Consider the following 17220-nt stretch of genomic DNA (forward strand, 5'->3'; position numbering starts at 1 on the left):
ACCACCGAAGGCCGTAAAGTGCGCGTGGTTTCCATGCCGTCCACCGATGCGTTCGACAAACAGGATGCGGCTTACCGTGAATCTGTCCTGCCGAAAGCAGTGGCTGCGCGTGTGGCGATCGAAGCGGGTATTGCCGATTACTGGTTCAAGTACACCGGCCTGAACGGTGCAATCGTCGGTATGACCAGCTTTGGTGAATCAGCCCCGGCAGAGAAACTGTTCGAAGAGTTTGGTTTCACCGTTGCCAATGTAGTCGCAACCGCGAAATCGATTCTGTAATGCCTGTGGGCGGTCAGCTGGCCGCCTGCCAGTTGCCTTCGGTGGAAATCAATCATATAGATTCAGAAAAAATAGCGAAAACCGGCAGTGAGCCAGCGGGGAAATTTTCTGATAAAGTCAAATTCCAACCGGAAAGATGTCACCATTCATGCCAGGGAGAAGGTATGTCAGACAGGAAATCAAAGGGCGCGGAAAATGCCACGCCAACGCCGCATGACCTTGCATTTAAGCAGTTCCTGACCCATCCCGATACGGCTCGAGATTTTATGCAGCTACATATTCCAATGGAGCTGCAGGCCATATGCGACTTCACGACCCTTAAACTGGAGTCAGGCAGTTTTGTTGAGGAGAATCTTCGCCCGTACTTCAGTGATGTGCTCTACAGTCTGAAAACCACGGCTGGCAACGAGGGCTATATTCATGTCCTCATCGAACATCAGTCCACACCGGATAAACATATGGCGTTCAGGCTTCTGCGTTACTCGGTGGCCGCCATGCAACGCCATCTTGATGCGGGGCATAAAAAGTTGCCGCTGGTAATTCCGGTCTTATTTTACACCGGCAAGCGTAGCCCCTATCCATATTCAACACGGTGGCTGGATGAATTTGATGACCCGGTTCTGGCTGTAAAGCTCTACAGTGGTGATTTCCCTCTGGTGGATGTGACAGTCATTCCTGATGATGAAATCATGGGCCATCGAAGTATGGCAGCCCTGACCCTGCTACAGAAACACATTCACCGACGGGACATGGCAGACCTGTTGGATAAACTGGCCACATTGCTTTTGACGGAACACATCACAGGACAGCAGCTTGTTTCGTTGATAAACTACCTTATTCAGGCCGGCGAAACTTCAGACGCAGAAGCCTTTGTACGCGACCTGGCACAGCGGATGCCGCAACATGAGGATGAACTGATGACTATCGCACAACAGCTTGAACAGAAAGGCATCGAGAAAGGCATCGAAAAAGGCCTTGAGAAGGGCATTGAACAGGGTATTAAACTGGGCGAACAGCGCGGGATCGAGAAAGGGCGCAACCAGGCTAAACTTGAAGTTGCCAGCACCATGCTGCAAAACGGTATCGATCGCAATACTGTTATGAAAATGACCGGCCTGACTGAAGATGAGCTGGCCCAGATTCGCCATTGATCATCTCTCTGTATGTTGTTCCTGCCGTTCCCTCTGCTCAGAGACAGCCTTCCTTCAGACACCGCCCCGATTAATATTTTGGGCGGTGTCCCGAGCGAAAAGTTTAAAGATACTGCATCAGCAAACCTTCCAGACTATTCTGGTCCACCGCAAACAGGCGAATCCCTTCGGCGAGTTTTTCTACTGCCATCGCATCTTGATTGTGCGCCCAGTAAAATTCAGCTTCGGTGATGGCATCCGGTTTTGGTTGGCCGATTCCGTCCCAGGCCAGCGGGGCCGGGATGTTTGCCTCGCTCTGTTGCAGCTGTGCCAGCAGTTGCGGTGAAACGGTCAGGCGGTCGCAACCGTTCAGCGCCAGTACCTGTTGCGGCGTACGGAAGCTGGCCCCCATCACCACCGTCTGATAGTCGTGCATTTTGTAGAATTGATAGATTTTCCGCACCGACGCCACGCCAGGATCATTATCGATGGTAAACAACGTGTCCGGTTGGTTCTTTTTGTGCCAGTCATAAATACGGCCCACAAAAGGCGAAATCAGGAACACACCGGCATCAGCGCAGGCTCTGGCCTGGGCGAAGGAGAACAGCAACGTCAGATTGCACTTGATCCCCTCTTTTTCCAGCACTTCAGCCGCACGTATCCCTTGCCAGGTCGCAGCCAGTTTGATCAGGACGCGGTCTTTGGTGATGCCCCTCTCTTCATAAAGGGCAATCAGTTCCCGTGCCTTGTGAATGCTGGCATCGCAGGCAAACGAAAGCCGGGCATCAACCTCGGTTGAGATCCGTCCCGGAATGCTTTGCAAAATCAATGCGCCGATGCTGACCGCCAGATAATCGGCCACTGCGGAGGGGACTACGGCTTTGCCAGGCTGACGTGATTTCACTGCACTCACCGCCTCTTTGATCAGCTGTTGATATTGCGGCAACTGGGCGGCTTTATAAATTAATGAGGGATTGGTGGTCGCGTCTTCGGGTTGATACGCAATGATGCTGTCAATGTCGCCACTGTCAGCAACAATAATGGTGTGCTGCTTTAATTTCTCAAGCTGGTTCATAATCTTAACCCTGATAATGATGGATGTGCATAACAGGGAGCGCCGGGCTCCCTGTTATGACGTGATGAAAAGATTATTTTGCTTGAGCGACGCGCGAGGTCAGGCCAGGCATATTGAAGCATTCCGCTTCGTTCTGGATCATGTCTTTAATTTTGTTCACGACATAACGTTCTGGCTCCACGCCAAATGCGCGCAGATTGGCAAACAGGGTTTTCATCTCTTTCACCACCGGGGGCTTTTCATAATTATAATGGCCGCTGAGTTCAAGGATTTCTTTCAGTAACTCCGGCTCGTTGAAGATCTGCTCTTCAGACTTATTCTTATGTTCGTCGGTCATCCATTTTTCCCATTTGTGGCTCAGTACACACTCGCGGGTCAGCACACTTTTCAGGTTAGACGCTGACTGGATAAGTCCTTTCGCGGCTAAATCTTTTTCGACTTCGGCCAGTTTGAGATAGGCACGGGTTTCAATGGTGCCATAAGCCGGGGCGACGTTCATGGCGGTGATCCCCAGACCCGGATGTTTCAGCAAAATATCATCCGGCAGGTAGTCGCCATTATGTTCTTTCAACCCCACACCGTAGCGGGTACTGATTGCCGACAGTTCAGCGGATTGGGTGTCATTGAAGTGTCCGACATTTTTGGTCAGACGCGTCAGGGTGCCGGTTTGTCCAACGATAAACAGCGGTTGCGGTAACCCTTCGGCAGAGAGCCGTTTATTCAGTTCGATAATGAAACCTTCATAGGCGCTGATGTCAGTCAGGCCACCGTTGGTTTCTTCTGTTCCCACTTCATAGAAAAACTCTTTCAGGTTGTTGGCTTTACGGTAATCTTCGCAGAAGCGGATCAGTTCAACGGTACGGCTCAGCACCAGTTCGATATCGATAACTTTACCCACCACATACGGGTCTTTGGTCGGGTCGATATGCAACAGGTCAAACCCGGCATCCATATCGACCTGATAGGAACGACGTGCCAGCTTCATCGCTTCCGCTTCCGGAATATGATCCTTACGTTCTTTGTCACGCTGCCACGGGCCGCCGTGGTCCCGGCACAGGAAGTAGTCGCCATCAAAACCCACCTTCTCTGCCATGGCTTTGAGATCGGCGGCAAAGCGGAACTGGTCCCAGTTATTGACGTAACCGGCACCGAATTCATCGGCATCGACCTGATTACGGCTGGCAATAAACATCAATGGCAGGTCTTTTTCTTTGCCCAGTTCAAAACATGCCTGAATAAGGGCAGGTGACATCGGGCCTATACCCAGCATCGTTGATTTACCACCGTTGACGATATAATCGACGTACTGCTTCATGGTATTTTTCATGACAACTCCTTAGGCTTTATTCATATCAGAAGTGATAGTTTTCTTGACGGTTTCGTTTTTAACCGCGTCGCTAATGTTGGGACGTAAAATATGCAGACAGATAGCGGTGACAATGACGCCAATGGCCATATCGATGACGTACCAGATTGCGCCTTTATTTACGCCAGCAATGGCAATTAATCCGCCATGCGGCACCATGGATTCAACGCCGTGAATCATCGCCAGACCGGCACCGACGGCGCTGCCGATAATAATGGAGGGGAGTACGGTTTTAAGGTTTTTAACTGCAAAGGGAATGGCGCCTTCGGTAATCCCGATTAACCCCATAAAGGCGGCAGAGGTGCCCATACGTTTCTCATCTTCGGCCCATTTATTGCGGGAAATAAAGGTTGAAAGCGCAATACCCAGCGGCGGAATAGCACAGGCGATACGATAGGCACCGTTCGGGCCATAAATCCCCTCTGCCATTAATGCCAGGGTAAATGCCGTGGCGGTTTTATTTACCGGTCCACCCATATCAAAGGCAGCCATTGCCCCGAGGATCAGACCCAATACCAGGCCGCTGCCCCCCTGCATATTTGACAGCATCGACACCAGCCACTTCATTGCCATCCCGATGGGGCCAATCAGCACGTACAAATAAAGCATGCCGACCAGGCAGGAGGTGACGATAGGAATGATCAGGATCGGCATCACCGGCATCAGTACTTTGCCGACTTTCCAGGTCTTCACCCATTTAGCGACGTAACCACTCAGGATACCGAGCAGCATCGCGCCAAGAAAACCGGTCACCACATGAGCTTCTCCCAGCGGTGTGGCAGCCATAAACCCGGTGACTAAACCCGGTGTCAGACCGGGTTTACCGGCAAGGGAGTAGGCAATATAGGCGGCAAGTACCGGGATCATCATGCCGAGCCCCGCACTGCCGATCGCCCCTAAATTCAATAAAAACGGATTGGTGACGACAATCCCTTTACCGGGCGTGGGCTCACCCCCCACCAGAGAGAGCGCCAGGCAGATCCCGCCCACCACCACCACTGGCATCATGTATGACACACCGGTACTGAAGGCTTTGACTAAATCATCCTTAATGGTTTTCATCTTATCCGACATGTTTATTCCTCCCGAACGCCCTGTTTTCCACAATCGGTGCGCTGACTTAGCGCGTGTTTATCCGCAGGCAGAATGGCCCGTTTGCAGAAATACGGCGTTCACAGAAATCTATGAGATGTTGTATTACACGATTATTTCGTCGTTAAAATAAACGGGGTCTATTTTATTCAGACGTTATTGTGTCAATTTTTCGGCTTTATCAATGATCGCAGCCGGATTACGAATCACCTCAGCCGGATTCAATGAAATAATACGCCCGGCGTCCTCTTTTTCTTCAAAACGCTCGACGCCTTCAATACCAATCGCCACTGCCAGAATGACCACATCCGCGTCAGCAATTTCATCTTCACTTAATTCGTTTTCAATTCCCATGCCGCCTTGCGTCTCGACTTTGACGTCATAACCTCTTTTTTTACACTCCTGCTCAATCGCTTCCTGCGCCATATAGGTATGTGCAATACCGGTAATACATGCTGCGACTCCGACGATTTTCATGATTAACTCCTGGCTATGCTTCTTTGGCTGTTTATTAAAATATTGATCTGACCTTGAATTTATACGTCTAATGTTCTGGTCATCAGGTTGTAGAGTAGGGTGACGTTATCGGCATTCTTTATTGCATCGCGGAACTCCTCTTTCATTAATGTTCTGGCAAGAATGGAGAAATATTTCATATGTTGTTGGGGATCGGCAGATTTGTTGACCGTCAGCATAAAGACGGTAGCCACTTCCTGGTCTCCCCAAAGAATGGGTTTCGCAAGTGTTGCCATGCTGATGGTGGAGTAGCCAATATGATCGGATTTGGTATGCGGGATGGCGAAACCATAGCCAACGGCAGTGGAGAAGGAATCTTCCCGCGCCCAGATATCGTCACATAACTGTTCCCGGTTATCGGTGCGATGGTGCAGCCAGAGGTTATCGGTCATCTTTTTAATGACTTCGTTTTTATCGCTGGCCTCAAGACCGCACAGGATAAATTCGGGTGCCAGCAACGGTCGGGTGCTGACCGCTTTGACATCCGGCGTTTGCAAGGAGGCTTTGACTGCCGCTGAACGTTTAAGCTGCACCGTCTGCCGGGCTAACTGCTGGCATTTGGTGAAATTCAATTCGCGTAGTGCATGCTTGACGCCAGGAATGGCGGTGCTGCTCATACTGAGTTCGTCAAAGCCCATACCGGTGAATAACGGCAGGAAGTCCGGGCTGGCCCCCAGTTCGCCACAGATGCCGATCCACTTGCCTGCGCGATGTACTTCCTGCGCCGCGAATTGCATAGCCCGTATAAATGAGGGCGCATAGTTGTCATAAACCTCTGCGACCTGACGATTGCCACGGTCGGCGGCAAAAAAGTATTGCGTCAGGTCATTGCTGCCCACACTAAAAAAGTCAGCATGTTCAGCGATTTCCGGGATGGCGAAGATGACGGAAGGCACCTCCAACATCACGCCCAGCTCAATACCCGCGTTATACGCCAGCCCTGCGTGATTCATCTCCTGCATAACGCCTGCCAGTACCTCACGACACCAGATCACCTCCTCGACGTTCGAGATCATTGGAATCATGATTTTGGCGTTGCCGTGCGCCGAGGCGGTCAGAATCGCTTGCAACTGCATGGCGAATAAATCCTGATAGCGCCGATAGGTACGGACTGCACGAAAGCCCAGGAACGGGTTTTCCTCGTCGCCGATACTGAGGTAGTCCACCGGTTTATCGCCGCCGATATCGAAGGTGCGAAAGATTACCGGCTTGTTTTCTGCGCGAATGGCGACCTGGGTATAGAGTTCTGCCAGTTCGGCATAATCAGGCGGTGTTTCCCGGTCCATAAATGACATTTCGGTACGAAACAGGCCGATGCCTTCGGCACCGTTGTCAAACGCCGCGTTAGCTTCTGCCAGACTGGCGATATTGGCGGCAATCTCCACCCGGTGCCCGTCGGCGCTAGTGGCGGTTTGGTTGACCGTCGCCAGCATCTGTTGCTGCATCTTCTGCTGAACGGACATTTCATGATGGTAATAGCGCAGCACGCGCGCATCAGGCGCAGTAATTAAGATGCCGGGGTTACCGTCAATAATAATGTCCTGCTGTGCGTCAAGACGTAGTGCGTGAAAATCAATATCCGTTAAGGTTGGAATACCCAACGAACGCGCCAGGATTGCGGTGTGTGATGTTTTTCCCGTGGAGGATAACACCAGACCGGCCAGCCAACGTTTGTCGATGCTGAGAAATTTACTCGGTGTCAGGTTGTCGGCTAAAATTATTGACGGTTGTTGTAAATTGAGGTTGTTTTTCGGCAAGACATCATCACCATACAGGGTGACTAACAATTGGCTGGTAATATCAAAGACGTCGAGGGTTCTTTCTTTGATGTATTTACTGGCTGACCGGTTGAGCACGTCACAAAAATCCATAGCAGATAAAATAATGGCCTGCCAACCATTTTTACCCCTGTCGATATAATTTATGATGGCATTTTGAAAGCTGATATCTGTCATTATCGATAAATGAGCCTGGACAATATCGTGCTCAACGCCAGATTTGCTTTCCAGTGCAGAGATTTTTTCATTTTTCAGGATTTCGATACCTTCAATGACGGCATTTTTTTCCTGTTGCAGCGGATATTTCTGCGTTGGGCTGCGCGTCAGCATCTCAGCAAAAGAAAGGCTGCGAACCACCACCGGTTTGGCGATCGCCACGCCGCCACTGATGCGTGAACCCTGAATAAAATTGAGCTGTGTTTCTCGCAGTGAGCGTGGAAAATAGCCCGCTGGTGCGGTGCTTTCCTCGGTCGGTGACACCTCAAATTCAGGCAGTTTTTTCAGTAAGGCAGATAACTGATTTGCCGCAGCCAGGGCATCCTCTCCGCTAATGGTAATGGCGCAGATGTCATTGAATAAGGTATCGGTGCCGACCAATGACAAGGCACTTTTCGCATTTCCTTCAAGACCAGTACGGCTATTTTTCCAGCACACGTTGGATTGAAAAGAATTACAAAGACGCTCGATGTGCCCCGCCGGTCTGGCATGAATTCCCTCGCTGAGATCACATTGATAGCTTATTAATTCTGACATAACCACTCCCAATAAATCTTTAAGGTAGATGCTGATAATTTTTTCTGGCCAGGCGCGCAATTCCGTACTTGATGATTTATATCCTTCCGTTTTCATCGAGGTCTTTGAATAGAAAAAAAGTGTCATTTACTTAAAAAAAGCACTCTGATTAATCATTTGTGAGCATGATCATAAATTAATTAATTGCGTAGGCGGTGTGACAAAATTGCTACTGAATGATCATTTTTACCCTTTATTTTTACCCTCCAGAGGTAGCTTAATGTTGGTACTGTGCGTAGCGGCGCGATTTATCGCACTTTTTAAATACGCGCAATAAATCGCGCCGCTACGAAATTATGCAGGATTAATCAGAAAGAAATTATTGCGTGAGAGTTCTGACAATAAAAGGAAGGGTGATGTACAACGTTGATCTTCATATGCATACCGTAGCCAGCACCCACGCTTACAGCACGGTGCATGATTATATTGCTGCCGCCACGCGCAAAAATCTTAAATTAATCGCCATCACGGACCACGGACCGGAAATGGTCGATGCTCCTCATGCTTTTCACTTCAGCAACATGCGTATTCTGCCGCGGGTGGTCGATGGGGTGGGGATTTTGCGCGGTATTGAGGCGAACATCAAAGCGGGCGGTGAGACGGATTGCAGCGAGAAAATGCGCGCAGCGCTGGACCTGATCATTGCCGGGTTTCACAAACAGGTGTTCGCACCGGCGGATATTGTGACCCATACCGATGCGCTGATCGCGGCGATGACCAGCGGTAAGGTGCATATCATCAGCCACCCGGGCAATCCCGAATACCCCATTGATATCCCGGCGGTGGTCGAAGCGGCGAAAGCCTGTAATGTGGCCCTCGAGGTTAATAACGCCTCGTTTGTCCATTCCCGACGTGGCAGTGAAGGCAATTGCCGCAAGATTGTCGCTGCTGTGCGCGACAGCGGGGGGCTGATCTCCCTCGGCACTGACTCTCACTCCGCCTTTACGCTGGGCGACTTCAGTGCCTGCCTGCCGTTGCTGCAACAGGCGGATTTTCCTGCCGACAGGATTCTGAATGCTTCGCCGTGGCGCGTCCTTGCGTTTCTTGAGCGGCACGGCGGGGAAAGAATCGAGGAAATTTATGCGGCGTTGAATGCGGCAGGCTAGAGGTCGATGACGTTGCCTCTGGGCAGGCTCAGTGACTTGCGAATCGCGGAAATCACTTCCGTCGGCCGCAGCAGCAGGGAGTTAATGCAGATGTTCAGCACCCGACAGCCTTCGAAGCGCAATGGCTGATCGATAGTGATATCAGAGGCGATGATCACCAGGTCAGCATCGAGGATATTTTTCCCGCTAATCTGATTTTTCAACCCCAGTACGCCCTGAGTCTCGATTTTGATTGAGAAATTATAGGTTTTCGCCAGCTTTTCCAGTTGTTCGGCTGCCATATAAGTATGGGCCACACCGGTGGCACAGGCGGTAACCGCCACGATATACAGGTTACGTTCGCTGGAGAAGGGGTGTACTTCGTCTTTTGCTGCTCGGCTCATCATATACTTACTCCCTTATTCTTACGCCGGTACTCAAGCGGCGTACAGTCATTGATGTCCCGGAACACCTTGCAGAAATAGTTGGTATCGGTGAAACCACACTTCTCTGAGACTTCGTTAATTTTCAGGTTGGTGCTGGTCAGCAAGGTTTTCGAACGCGATATCCGGGCTAACTTGAGGTATTCATTAAATTTTACGTCTGACTCTCGGGAAAAAAGGCGCGACAAATAACCGGGGGAGATGTTGAATGTCGCTGCGACGCTTTCCCGATTAATATCCGCCTGGTAATGGCTATCAATATGACTTTTGATCTCATCCAGCAGGGAGAGCGGCCCCTGCGCATTGCTCATGCCATCGGTGATTTGGTGCAGCAGGTCATTCAGCAACGCATAGACAATATGGGCGAAGGTTTCACCCCTGTTGTTGTGCGCCCACGCCAGTGATTCCGCCAGCTCAAGCAGACGGTCACGCACCGAGCTGCTGGAGTTCTCAAGATTAAATTTCTCCACTTCTTTGAACTGCGTACCATCCCAGTTGCTGATGCTGAAACCCACATCCTGCTTCCAGAACACAATCGACATGCAGATCACCGGGGTGCCCCATAACGGAGAGTTCCAGCTATTGGCGGGGATATAGGTGACCGTGCCAACCGGCCGTTGATATTTGACGATCTTATCTTCCCCTTTCGGCAGCAGCATGCTGAGGCTGCCTTTCACCGTCAGCTCGATACGCGGCACATGCAGATGGTAGGCCATCGCCGGTGGCTGGGCGTTGCCATTTGCCACCAGCACGCTGTCGCTGGTGGAACATTGCATACTGAACTCGCTCAAAATCGACTGGATAAATGCGCTCATAGCCTGCCTTATGCCTGCGGTTTAACGACGGTCTTCAGCACCTTAACCGCCAGAGCCGTGGTGACGGTCCCGGCGGCGACGGCCACGATATAGCCCAAATGATTACCGACCACCGGCAGGACGATCAGACCGCCCCAGGGGGCAGCATTGGTGGCACCAAACCACAATGAGATCACGGCAGCCACTGCGCTGCCGAGCATAATCGCCGGGATCACCCGCAGCGGATCGGCGGCCGCAAACGGGATCGCCCCTTCGGTGATACCCATGAAACCCATAATCACCGCAGGCTTACCCGCCTCGCGTTCAACGTCGTTAAAAATCCCCTTAAACAGGAAGGTGGCCAGCGCCAGTCCGAGGGGGGGCGTACAGTCGGCGGCAGCGACCGCAGCCATCAATTGTGGGTTGGTGGAGATGAGCGCGACGGCAAAGAAAAACGCGGTTTTATTCATTGGGCCGCCCATATCCACGGCGATCATGCAACCCAACACGCTGCCGAGAATGATAAACGACGCCCCTTGCATATTGCTGAGCCAGACACTGAGCCATTTCATTAGCCCGGCTACCGGATCACCGATAATGTAATAAACCGCCATCCCGGTGAGAAAAGTACCGACCAGCGGGATGATAAAAATCGGCAGCACCATGCGCAGGAAATGCGGGATTTTCAGGCGGTCGATGATCGTCAGCAGTCCCCAGACAATCAGCCCGGCCAGCACGCCAGCCAACATACCACCTAAAAATCCGGCCCCCATTTGATACGCCATCAGCCCACCAATGGCACCGGGGGCGATACCGGGTTTATCCACCATTGAATAGGCGATAAAACCGGCGAGAATTGGGATAAACAGGGTCAGACCCGCCAGACCGATCTGCGACATCGCTTTAAGAAAGCCGTGATCGGGGATCGCCGCCTGGCCGTTGAACATCACCGCCAGCGCCAGCAGGACACCGCCTGCCACCACAAACGGAATCATGTACGACACCCCGGTCATAAAATGTCTTTTGGTATTTTTTAATAGTTTTAACATACCCGCCTCATCATCGCGTTTGGCAACTAGCACGCTAAGGTACTGATTATCAGGTGGTAGAGCGCATCAGGTGTGGCTGCGCTTTTGGCTTTGGCGACAAATTCGTCGTTCATCAGCATCCGCGCCAGCGTGGAAAAATATTTCATATGTTCGTTTTCCGCTGCGGCCTGGCTGATGGTCAACATAAACACCGTATCCACCGACACCCCGCCCCAGACAACGGGCTGGCGCAGTGTCGCGACGCTGATGGTGGAATCGAGAATGGCATCGCTGCGGGCGTGCGGAATAGCAAAGCCAGAACCGACCACGGTGGGGAAGGGAACCTCCCGTGACCAGATATCCTGGCACAGCTTATCCCGGCAGTCGGTGCGTTGGTGCAGCCACAGGTTATCGACCATTTTTTTAATCACTTCGTTTTTGTCGCACGCATCCAACCCCCACAGGATCATGTCCGGCGTCAACAGAGGCTTATCTGTGCGGGTGGAGGGCCCCTTCAGGCGCATTTGTTGTTGCACGTCTTTTTCATGACGGTAATAACGCAGGATCTTGTCATCCGCGCGGGTGATCAGCAGCCCCAGATCACCATCGAGCACCATCTCTTGCTGAGGTGAAAATGGCTGAGTGGCAAAATCAATATCAGCAAGGGTAGGGATGCCCTGAGAACGGGCGAGAATAGCCGTATGCGATGTTTTGCCGGTAGAGGACAAGATAAGACCGGCGAGATGTTGTTTGTTGAGCGCCAGGAACTGGCCGGGCGTCAGGCTATCGGCGATCACCAGGGCCGGTTCATCTAATGACAGCGCAGGTGGCAACCCAGACTGAGCACCGTATATCTCGACAAGCAGTTGCGTGGCGATGTCCAGCATATCCAGCGTGCGTTCCTGAATATAATGGCTGGATGAGCGTTCGAGGATGGCGCTGAAGCCCATTGCCGCGTTGATAATGGCAGACCAGGCATTCATCGGGGCATCAAGATAGCTGATGATGCTGTCGCGAAAGGCACTGTCGGTAATAAATAACAAATGGGCTTCGAGCAGGTCCTGTTCAATACCCCGGGCGGCTGCCAGCGCCGCTTCTTTGTTGATCCGCAGCGTTCGCAGCCCCTCCGTCAGACGCGCTATCTCCGTCTCCCGGTTAGCGGTAGTGCCAGGGCTACGGATCAGTAACTCACCAAAGGTCACCCCCTTGAGCACTCGCGGTTTGGCGATGGCGATACCGCCGCTGATGCGAACGCCGGTCAGATATTGCGGTTGCAGTTCGTGCAGACAGCGCGGGAGGGAACCGTTAGTGACGGCCAGCGCCGGCTCAACAAGGGTGGTAAACGCCGGAAGGTTATTCAGCAAAGCTTGCAGGGCGACAGAGGCGGGGAGCGCGTCAGCACCGTGCAGCGTAATCAGACAGCTATCGTCCAGCAGCGTATCTGTGGCGATCAGGGAGAGGGCACTTTTGGCGTTTGCTTCCAGCGCGGTTCGGTTGTTTTGCCACACCACCTCGCACTGAAAGGTGTTGCACAGACGCGCGATATGCCCGGCAGGTCTGGCGTGGATCCCCTCGCTTATCTCGCATTGATAAGTTATTTCCACCACCATTCTGACTCCAGGCATAAGGTCAATACGCGGGTTGACCGGTTTGAGTTATCTCTCCGGTGGCGGGTATCTTTAACCGTTTAAGTAAGCGCTAATATAGTAAAAACGTTACCTTTTCTGGAAAATAGTGACCTGATGATGAATTTGTGACACTTGTCATATTAAAAAGCGACCGCATCCAGGCGGGCGCATTGTTTTTATTATCAATATTGATTGGGAGCGATTAGCGAGGGATTGCGGCACAGGTCACAATTTTAAAGTTTTTGCCTTTTTCAGCATCAACGAATTTTTCCCCGGTATCTGACGGCGTCAACAAAGGCGGCGAAGGCGGAGGAGGTATTACGCCGATTCGGATAATAAAGATGAAAACCTTCAAACATCGGGCTCCAGTCAGACAGCACTTCCACCAGACGTCCGGCTTCAATGTGCGGCTGAGCCATCGAATCTGGTACATAGGCCAGCCCGATACCATCCAGCGCGCCATTCATCACATGCAGGATGCTGTTCGATATTAACGGGCCGTTGACCCGAATATTCAATTTCCGCCCTTCCTTTTCAAACTCCCAGGCATAAACACTGCCCGCGGGAGAGTGGCGGATATTGATGCAGCGATGCCGGGCAAGATCCTGTGGGGTCAATGGCGCAGGATTGGCCTGAAAATATTCCGGTGTGCCGACCACCGCCAGCCGCCAGTCAGGTCCCATACGCACCGCAATCATATCTTTGCTAATCGACTCACCCAACCGGATACCGGCGTCAAAACGTTCGGAGACGATATTGGTAAAACCATAATCAATGCAGATCTCAATACTGATATCCGGATATTGCGCCAGAAAAGCGGGCAACATCGGACGTAATAAATCTTCAGCTGCATTATCAGAACAGGTAATACGAATATTGCCTGCGGGTGTGTCGCGTAATTCAGCAATCCGTTCTATTTCACTGTTTATCTGCTCAAACAGCGGGGCGACGGAGAGTAATAATTTCTCACCGGCTTCTGTGGGAGCAACATTGCGCGTGGTACGCGCCAGCAAGCGCACGCCAATTCTTTCCTCCAGATTGCGCATGGTATGGCTCAAAGCCGAAGGGCTGACACCAAGAAGGGCCGCAGCACGGGTGAAGCTTCTCTCTCTGGCTACGGTGATAAACGCCTGGATATCATTCATTAAATCTGCGCCTTATTTGTGATTATTTTTCACAACCAGGTGCAAATTATCCCATCTGTTCAAGGTAATCCACGTCATTTACCCTTGGGGCTGTTGTTCAGCACAGAATATTAAACAGGAAGGTTGAATAAGAATATTTCTCATTGGTGGGTCGGTAAACCTTGATTGGTGAATTTTTTTCATAACGGCATTTCGATATTCACTATTAAACATTGCGCTACGCTTAATAATAATCAGGACTTAGGTATGTCCACGATTCCTTTCCGTGCGGAATTCGATGTCGTTGTAGAAATTATTATATTACGATTTTCCATTCTGGCTATTTTCCCGCTCTGACTTTTCTCACTTTTTAATACCGGAGACCTATGGAACTGCACATTAATAACAAAATCTGGCAGGTCGATGCAGAAGGTGATACGCCGCTGCTGTGGGTAATCCGCGACGATCTGGGGATGACCGGGACCAAGTATGGCTGCGGTCTGGCGCAATGCGGCGCCTGTTCGGTAATGATTGACGGTCAGATTACCCGCGCGTGTGTCACGCCGATTGATAAGTTGGCTGGCAAGCAGATCACCACCATTGAAGCGATTGAAGCCGATGAAATGGGTAAACGCGTGGTCGAGGCTTGGGTTAAGTATCAGGTGCCGCAGTGTGGCTATTGTCAGTCAGGGCAGGTGATGGCGGCGACAGCGTTACTCAAACAACATGCCCATCCCTCAGACGCACAGATTGCCGCCGCAATGGTGAACCTGTGTCGCTGTGGCACCTATAACGCCATCAGTGCGGCCATTCATGATGTGGCTGGTAAGGGAGAAACAGCATGAGCGACCACGACGAGGTGATAGCATCGCTGAGCGAGGATCGGCCCGCGAACTTCTCCCGGCGGCGTTTTCTGTTGGCAACTGGCAGTGTGGCGGGTGCGTTGGTGCTGGGTATCGGCTTACCTGTTGCGCAAAGCCGTGCACAAGCCACTGGCGCTGTACCCGCTCCGGGCACGCTGGTTCCGGCTTTTCTCGAGATTCGACCGGATGGCTCGGTAAAGTTCCTCTCGCCCTTTATCGAAGGCGGGCAGGGCATTTTTACCGCTATGGCGCAGATTGTCGGTGAAGAACTGGATGCCGATCCCGCCACCTTCGTGGTGGAAAATGCACCGGCAGGTTCCCAGTATAAAGTGATGGATAGCGGGTTGCGCATTACCGGCGGTAGCCAGTCGGTGCGCACCAGCTACACCACCATGCGCCGTCTCGGCGCGCTGGCGCGGCAGATGTTGCTTCAGGCGGCGGCCACTACGCTGTCTGTCCCCATTGAGCGTCTGCGTACCGAACCCGGCAAAGTGATCCATGACGATTCAGGCCGTTCGCTCTCTTATGGTGAGCTGGCTGCGCGGGCGCGTGATTTGCCGGTTCCGCCACCGGATTCGGTGCGCCTGAAGGACCCCGCGCAGTTTCGCTGGATTGGCAAACCGGTGCCGCGTCTGGATATGCATGAAAAATCGACCGGTCAGGCGATTTATACCATCGATTGTCGCGTAGATGACATGCTGCATGCGGCGGTGCAGCATGCGCCACGCCTGGGGCTGAACGTTGGCCCGTTGCGCAATGCCGAGCAGGTGAAGGCGATGAAGGGGGTGCATTCGGTGCATGTGCTGCCGGGTGCGGTGGCGGTAGTGGCCGAGCGTTGGTGGCAGGCGAAGCGTGCTGTTGAAAGCTTGCAGGTCGAGTGGCAGGAACCTCAGACGCCGGACGGTCGTTACATGCCTGCTGACTTCTCCTCAGCTGACTTTGCCGATGCGCTGGCGAAAGAACCGGGTAACGGTGAAGACGCGGAAGTCACAGGTAACATCACCGAGGGAATGTCAGCGGCGAAAACCACGCTGAGCGCGACCTATCACAGCCAGTATCTCAATCACGCCCAACTGGAGCCGCCCTCCGCGCTGGCGCGCTTTAATCCCGACGGCACCCTGGAGTTGTGGCTACCTAATCAGGCACCGGAAATGTTCCAGGCCGATGCGGCGAAACGGACCGGTCTGCCCGCTGAAAAAATCATTATCCATTCGCCACTGCTGGGGGGCTTTTTTGGCCGCCATTTTGTCTATGACACCGCTATGGTCTATCCCCAGGCCATTCAACTGGCACAGGCGGTCGGTCGCCCGGTTAAGGTGATCTGGAGCCGCGAAGAGGAGTTTTTACGCGATACTCATCGACCGATGGCAGCGGTGCGTTTTCGTGCCGGTCTGGATGATAAAGGCTATCCGCTGGCGCTGGAGGCGATCAGCATTTGTGAAGGCCCGACAGAAGGACTGGCCGGGAAACACGGTGCCAAACTGGACCCAACGGCAGTGGAAGGGCTGGCGGGGAAATCCTACTCAATCCCCCATGTACGCATCGCCCAGATCTACAAAAAAGGCCCGGTAAGGCTGGGTTACTGGCGCTCAGTAGGCAATTCGATGAACGATTTTCTCTACGAGTGTTTCCTTGATGAGATTGCTGATCACGGCAAGATCGATCCCTTCGCTTTGCGTCTGCATTTGTTACAGGGTAACGAACGGCTGACCAAACTGCTCAATACCGTGGCGGAGATGTCTGGGGGATGGCAGGCCGGGCCTTACACCGCCGCAGATGGCAGCCGCCGCGCCCGTGGTGTCGCGATGGCTTCGCCGTTCGGCACTGAAGCGGCAGCGATTGCCGAAGTGTCGATTGAAAACGGCCAGGTCAGGGTTCATCAGGTGTGGGAAGCCGTTGACCCTGGCAGCATCGTCAATCCGGCGATCGTCGAGGCGCAGGTCAATGGCGCGATAGCGCTTGGACTTTCTCAGGTACTGCTTGAGGAGAGCGTGTATGAGAAGGGGCAACCGGTGGCGCGTAACTACGATATGTACCCGATTCTGCCGCCCTCACGCATGGCAAAGGTAGAAGTACGCATCGTGGAGAGCGGGGCGAAGATGGGGGGTATCGGTGAACCGCCATTGCCTGCGATTCCTCCGGCGGTGGCCAATGCGGTTTCCCGGTTGACCGGGCAACGTATCCGTTCAATGCCGCTTTCACACTATGATTTCACCTGAGCCTGAGG

15 protein-coding genes are annotated in these 17220 nt (G+C 52.5%); 5 read left to right on the forward strand and 10 right to left on the reverse strand.

Translation table 11 applies throughout. The features are described 5' to 3' along the window. A partial coding sequence (locus L579_RS17165) for a transketolase-like TK C-terminal-containing protein (RefSeq protein WP_036626578.1) occupies nucleotides 1-279 on the forward strand: 279 nt, incomplete at its 5' end. 164 nt (nucleotides 280-443) lie between these two features. Next, nucleotides 444-1430 (forward strand): Rpn family recombination-promoting nuclease/putative transposase, encoded by a 987-nt coding sequence (locus L579_RS17170; protein WP_036627312.1) that lies wholly within the window; start codon nucleotides 444-446, stop codon nucleotides 1428-1430. 103 nt (nucleotides 1431-1533) lie between these two features. Here L579_RS17170 and tal read toward each other — a convergent pair whose 3' ends face one another. The 5 genes from tal to ptsP form a co-directional block, all read right to left on the reverse strand. Beyond that, on the reverse strand, nucleotides 1534-2484 hold the full coding sequence (gene tal / locus L579_RS17175; RefSeq protein WP_021185450.1) for a transaldolase: 951 nt from the start codon (nucleotides 2482-2484) through the stop codon (nucleotides 1534-1536). A 73-nt stretch (nucleotides 2485-2557) separates the two neighbouring features. Beyond that, complete coding sequence (locus L579_RS17180; protein ID WP_021185451.1) at nucleotides 2558-3811, reverse strand: class II D-tagatose-bisphosphate aldolase non-catalytic subunit; 1254 nt, start codon at nucleotides 3809-3811, stop codon at nucleotides 2558-2560. Nucleotides 3812-3820: 9 nt separating this feature from the next. Further along, nucleotides 3821-4924, reverse strand: a complete 1104-nt coding sequence (locus tag L579_RS17185) for a PTS fructose transporter subunit IIC (RefSeq protein WP_021185452.1) — start codon at nucleotides 4922-4924, stop codon at nucleotides 3821-3823. Between the two features lie 174 nt (nucleotides 4925-5098). Further along, nucleotides 5099-5419, reverse strand: coding sequence for a PTS fructose transporter subunit IIB (locus L579_RS17190; RefSeq protein WP_021185453.1), 321 nt, complete (start codon nucleotides 5417-5419; stop codon nucleotides 5099-5101). A gap of 59 nt (nucleotides 5420-5478) precedes the next feature. After that, a complete protein-coding gene (ptsP, locus tag L579_RS17195; RefSeq protein WP_036627319.1) occupies nucleotides 5479-7989 on the reverse strand; it encodes a phosphoenolpyruvate--protein phosphotransferase in 2511 nt (836 codons plus the stop codon). Nucleotides 7990-8384: 395 nt separating this feature from the next. On the opposite strand from ptsP, the gene L579_RS17200 reads away from it, so the two are divergent. Next, on the forward strand, nucleotides 8385-9134 hold the full coding sequence (locus tag L579_RS17200; protein ID WP_021185455.1) for a phosphatase: 750 nt from the start codon (nucleotides 8385-8387) through the stop codon (nucleotides 9132-9134). Here L579_RS17200 and L579_RS17205 read toward each other — a convergent pair. The 5 genes from L579_RS17205 to L579_RS17225 all read right to left on the reverse strand — a co-directional run bounded on the left by L579_RS17205 (nucleotide 9131) and on the right by L579_RS17225 (nucleotide 14151). Beyond that, entirely contained in the window at nucleotides 9131-9520 is a 390-nt protein-coding gene (locus L579_RS17205) for a PTS fructose transporter subunit IIB (protein ID WP_021185456.1), read from the reverse strand. The genes L579_RS17200 and L579_RS17205 overlap by 4 nt on opposite strands. Further along, nucleotides 9517-10371, reverse strand: a complete 855-nt coding sequence (locus L579_RS17210) for a helix-turn-helix transcriptional regulator (protein ID WP_021185457.1) — start codon at nucleotides 10369-10371, stop codon at nucleotides 9517-9519. The genes L579_RS17205 and L579_RS17210 overlap by 4 nt, the downstream gene beginning before the upstream one ends. Before the next feature lie 8 nt (nucleotides 10372-10379). Next, nucleotides 10380-11399 (reverse strand): PTS fructose transporter subunit IIC, encoded by a 1020-nt coding sequence (locus L579_RS17215; protein ID WP_021185458.1) that lies wholly within the window; start codon nucleotides 11397-11399, stop codon nucleotides 10380-10382. A 26-nt stretch (nucleotides 11400-11425) separates the two neighbouring features. Next, nucleotides 11426-12988 (reverse strand): PTS sugar transporter subunit IIA, encoded by a 1563-nt coding sequence (locus L579_RS17220; protein ID WP_021185459.1) that lies wholly within the window; start codon nucleotides 12986-12988, stop codon nucleotides 11426-11428. Nucleotides 12989-13263: 275 nt separating this feature from the next. Continuing rightward, a complete protein-coding gene (locus tag L579_RS17225) occupies nucleotides 13264-14151 on the reverse strand; it encodes a LysR family transcriptional regulator (RefSeq protein ID WP_021185460.1) in 888 nt (295 codons plus the stop codon). A 365-nt stretch (nucleotides 14152-14516) separates the two neighbouring features. Between L579_RS17225 and L579_RS17230 the strand changes: the two genes are divergently transcribed. Then, nucleotides 14517-14975, forward strand: coding sequence for a (2Fe-2S)-binding protein (locus L579_RS17230; protein ID WP_021185461.1), 459 nt, complete (start codon nucleotides 14517-14519; stop codon nucleotides 14973-14975). Then, a complete protein-coding gene (locus tag L579_RS17235) occupies nucleotides 14972-17212 on the forward strand; it encodes a xanthine dehydrogenase family protein molybdopterin-binding subunit (RefSeq protein ID WP_021185462.1) in 2241 nt (746 codons plus the stop codon). Before L579_RS17230 ends, L579_RS17235 begins: the two co-directional genes overlap by 4 nt. Nucleotides 17213-17220: the final 8 nt, after the last annotated feature.

It is taken from the genome of Pantoea sp. AS-PWVM4 (assembly GCF_000468095.1).
GTDB lineage: Bacteria > Pseudomonadota > Gammaproteobacteria > Enterobacterales > Enterobacteriaceae > Pantoea > Pantoea phytobeneficialis.

Bases quoted from the DNA above. Each gene is read 5' to 3' on its own strand.
- L579_RS17170 (WP_036627312.1), top strand. From the start codon at position 444: ATGTCAGACAGGAAATCAAAGGGCGCGGAAAATGCCACGCCAACGCCG.
- tal (WP_021185450.1), bottom strand. From the start codon at position 2,484: ATGAACCAGCTTGAGAAATTAAAGCAGCACACCATTATTGTTGCTGAC.
- L579_RS17180 (WP_021185451.1), bottom strand. From the start codon at position 3,811: ATGAAAAATACCATGAAGCAGTACGTCGATTATATCGTCAACGGTGGT.
- L579_RS17185 (WP_021185452.1), bottom strand. From the start codon at position 4,924: ATGTCGGATAAGATGAAAACCATTAAGGATGATTTAGTCAAAGCCTTC.
- L579_RS17190 (WP_021185453.1), bottom strand. From the start codon at position 5,419: ATGAAAATCGTCGGAGTCGCAGCATGTATTACCGGTATTGCACATACC.
- ptsP (WP_036627319.1), bottom strand. From the start codon at position 7,989: ATGTCAGAATTAATAAGCTATCAATGTGATCTCAGCGAGGGAATTCAT.
- L579_RS17200 (WP_021185455.1), top strand. From the start codon at position 8,385: ATGTACAACGTTGATCTTCATATGCATACCGTAGCCAGCACCCACGCT.
- L579_RS17205 (WP_021185456.1), bottom strand. From the start codon at position 9,520: ATGATGAGCCGAGCAGCAAAAGACGAAGTACACCCCTTCTCCAGCGAA.
- L579_RS17210 (WP_021185457.1), bottom strand. From the start codon at position 10,371: ATGAGCGCATTTATCCAGTCGATTTTGAGCGAGTTCAGTATGCAATGT.
- L579_RS17215 (WP_021185458.1), bottom strand. From the start codon at position 11,399: ATGTTAAAACTATTAAAAAATACCAAAAGACATTTTATGACCGGGGTG.
- L579_RS17220 (WP_021185459.1), bottom strand. From the start codon at position 12,988: ATGGTGGTGGAAATAACTTATCAATGCGAGATAAGCGAGGGGATCCAC.
- L579_RS17225 (WP_021185460.1), bottom strand. From the start codon at position 14,151: ATGAATGATATCCAGGCGTTTATCACCGTAGCCAGAGAGAGAAGCTTC.
- L579_RS17230 (WP_021185461.1), top strand. From the start codon at position 14,517: ATGGAACTGCACATTAATAACAAAATCTGGCAGGTCGATGCAGAAGGT.
- L579_RS17235 (WP_021185462.1), top strand. From the start codon at position 14,972: ATGAGCGACCACGACGAGGTGATAGCATCGCTGAGCGAGGATCGGCCC.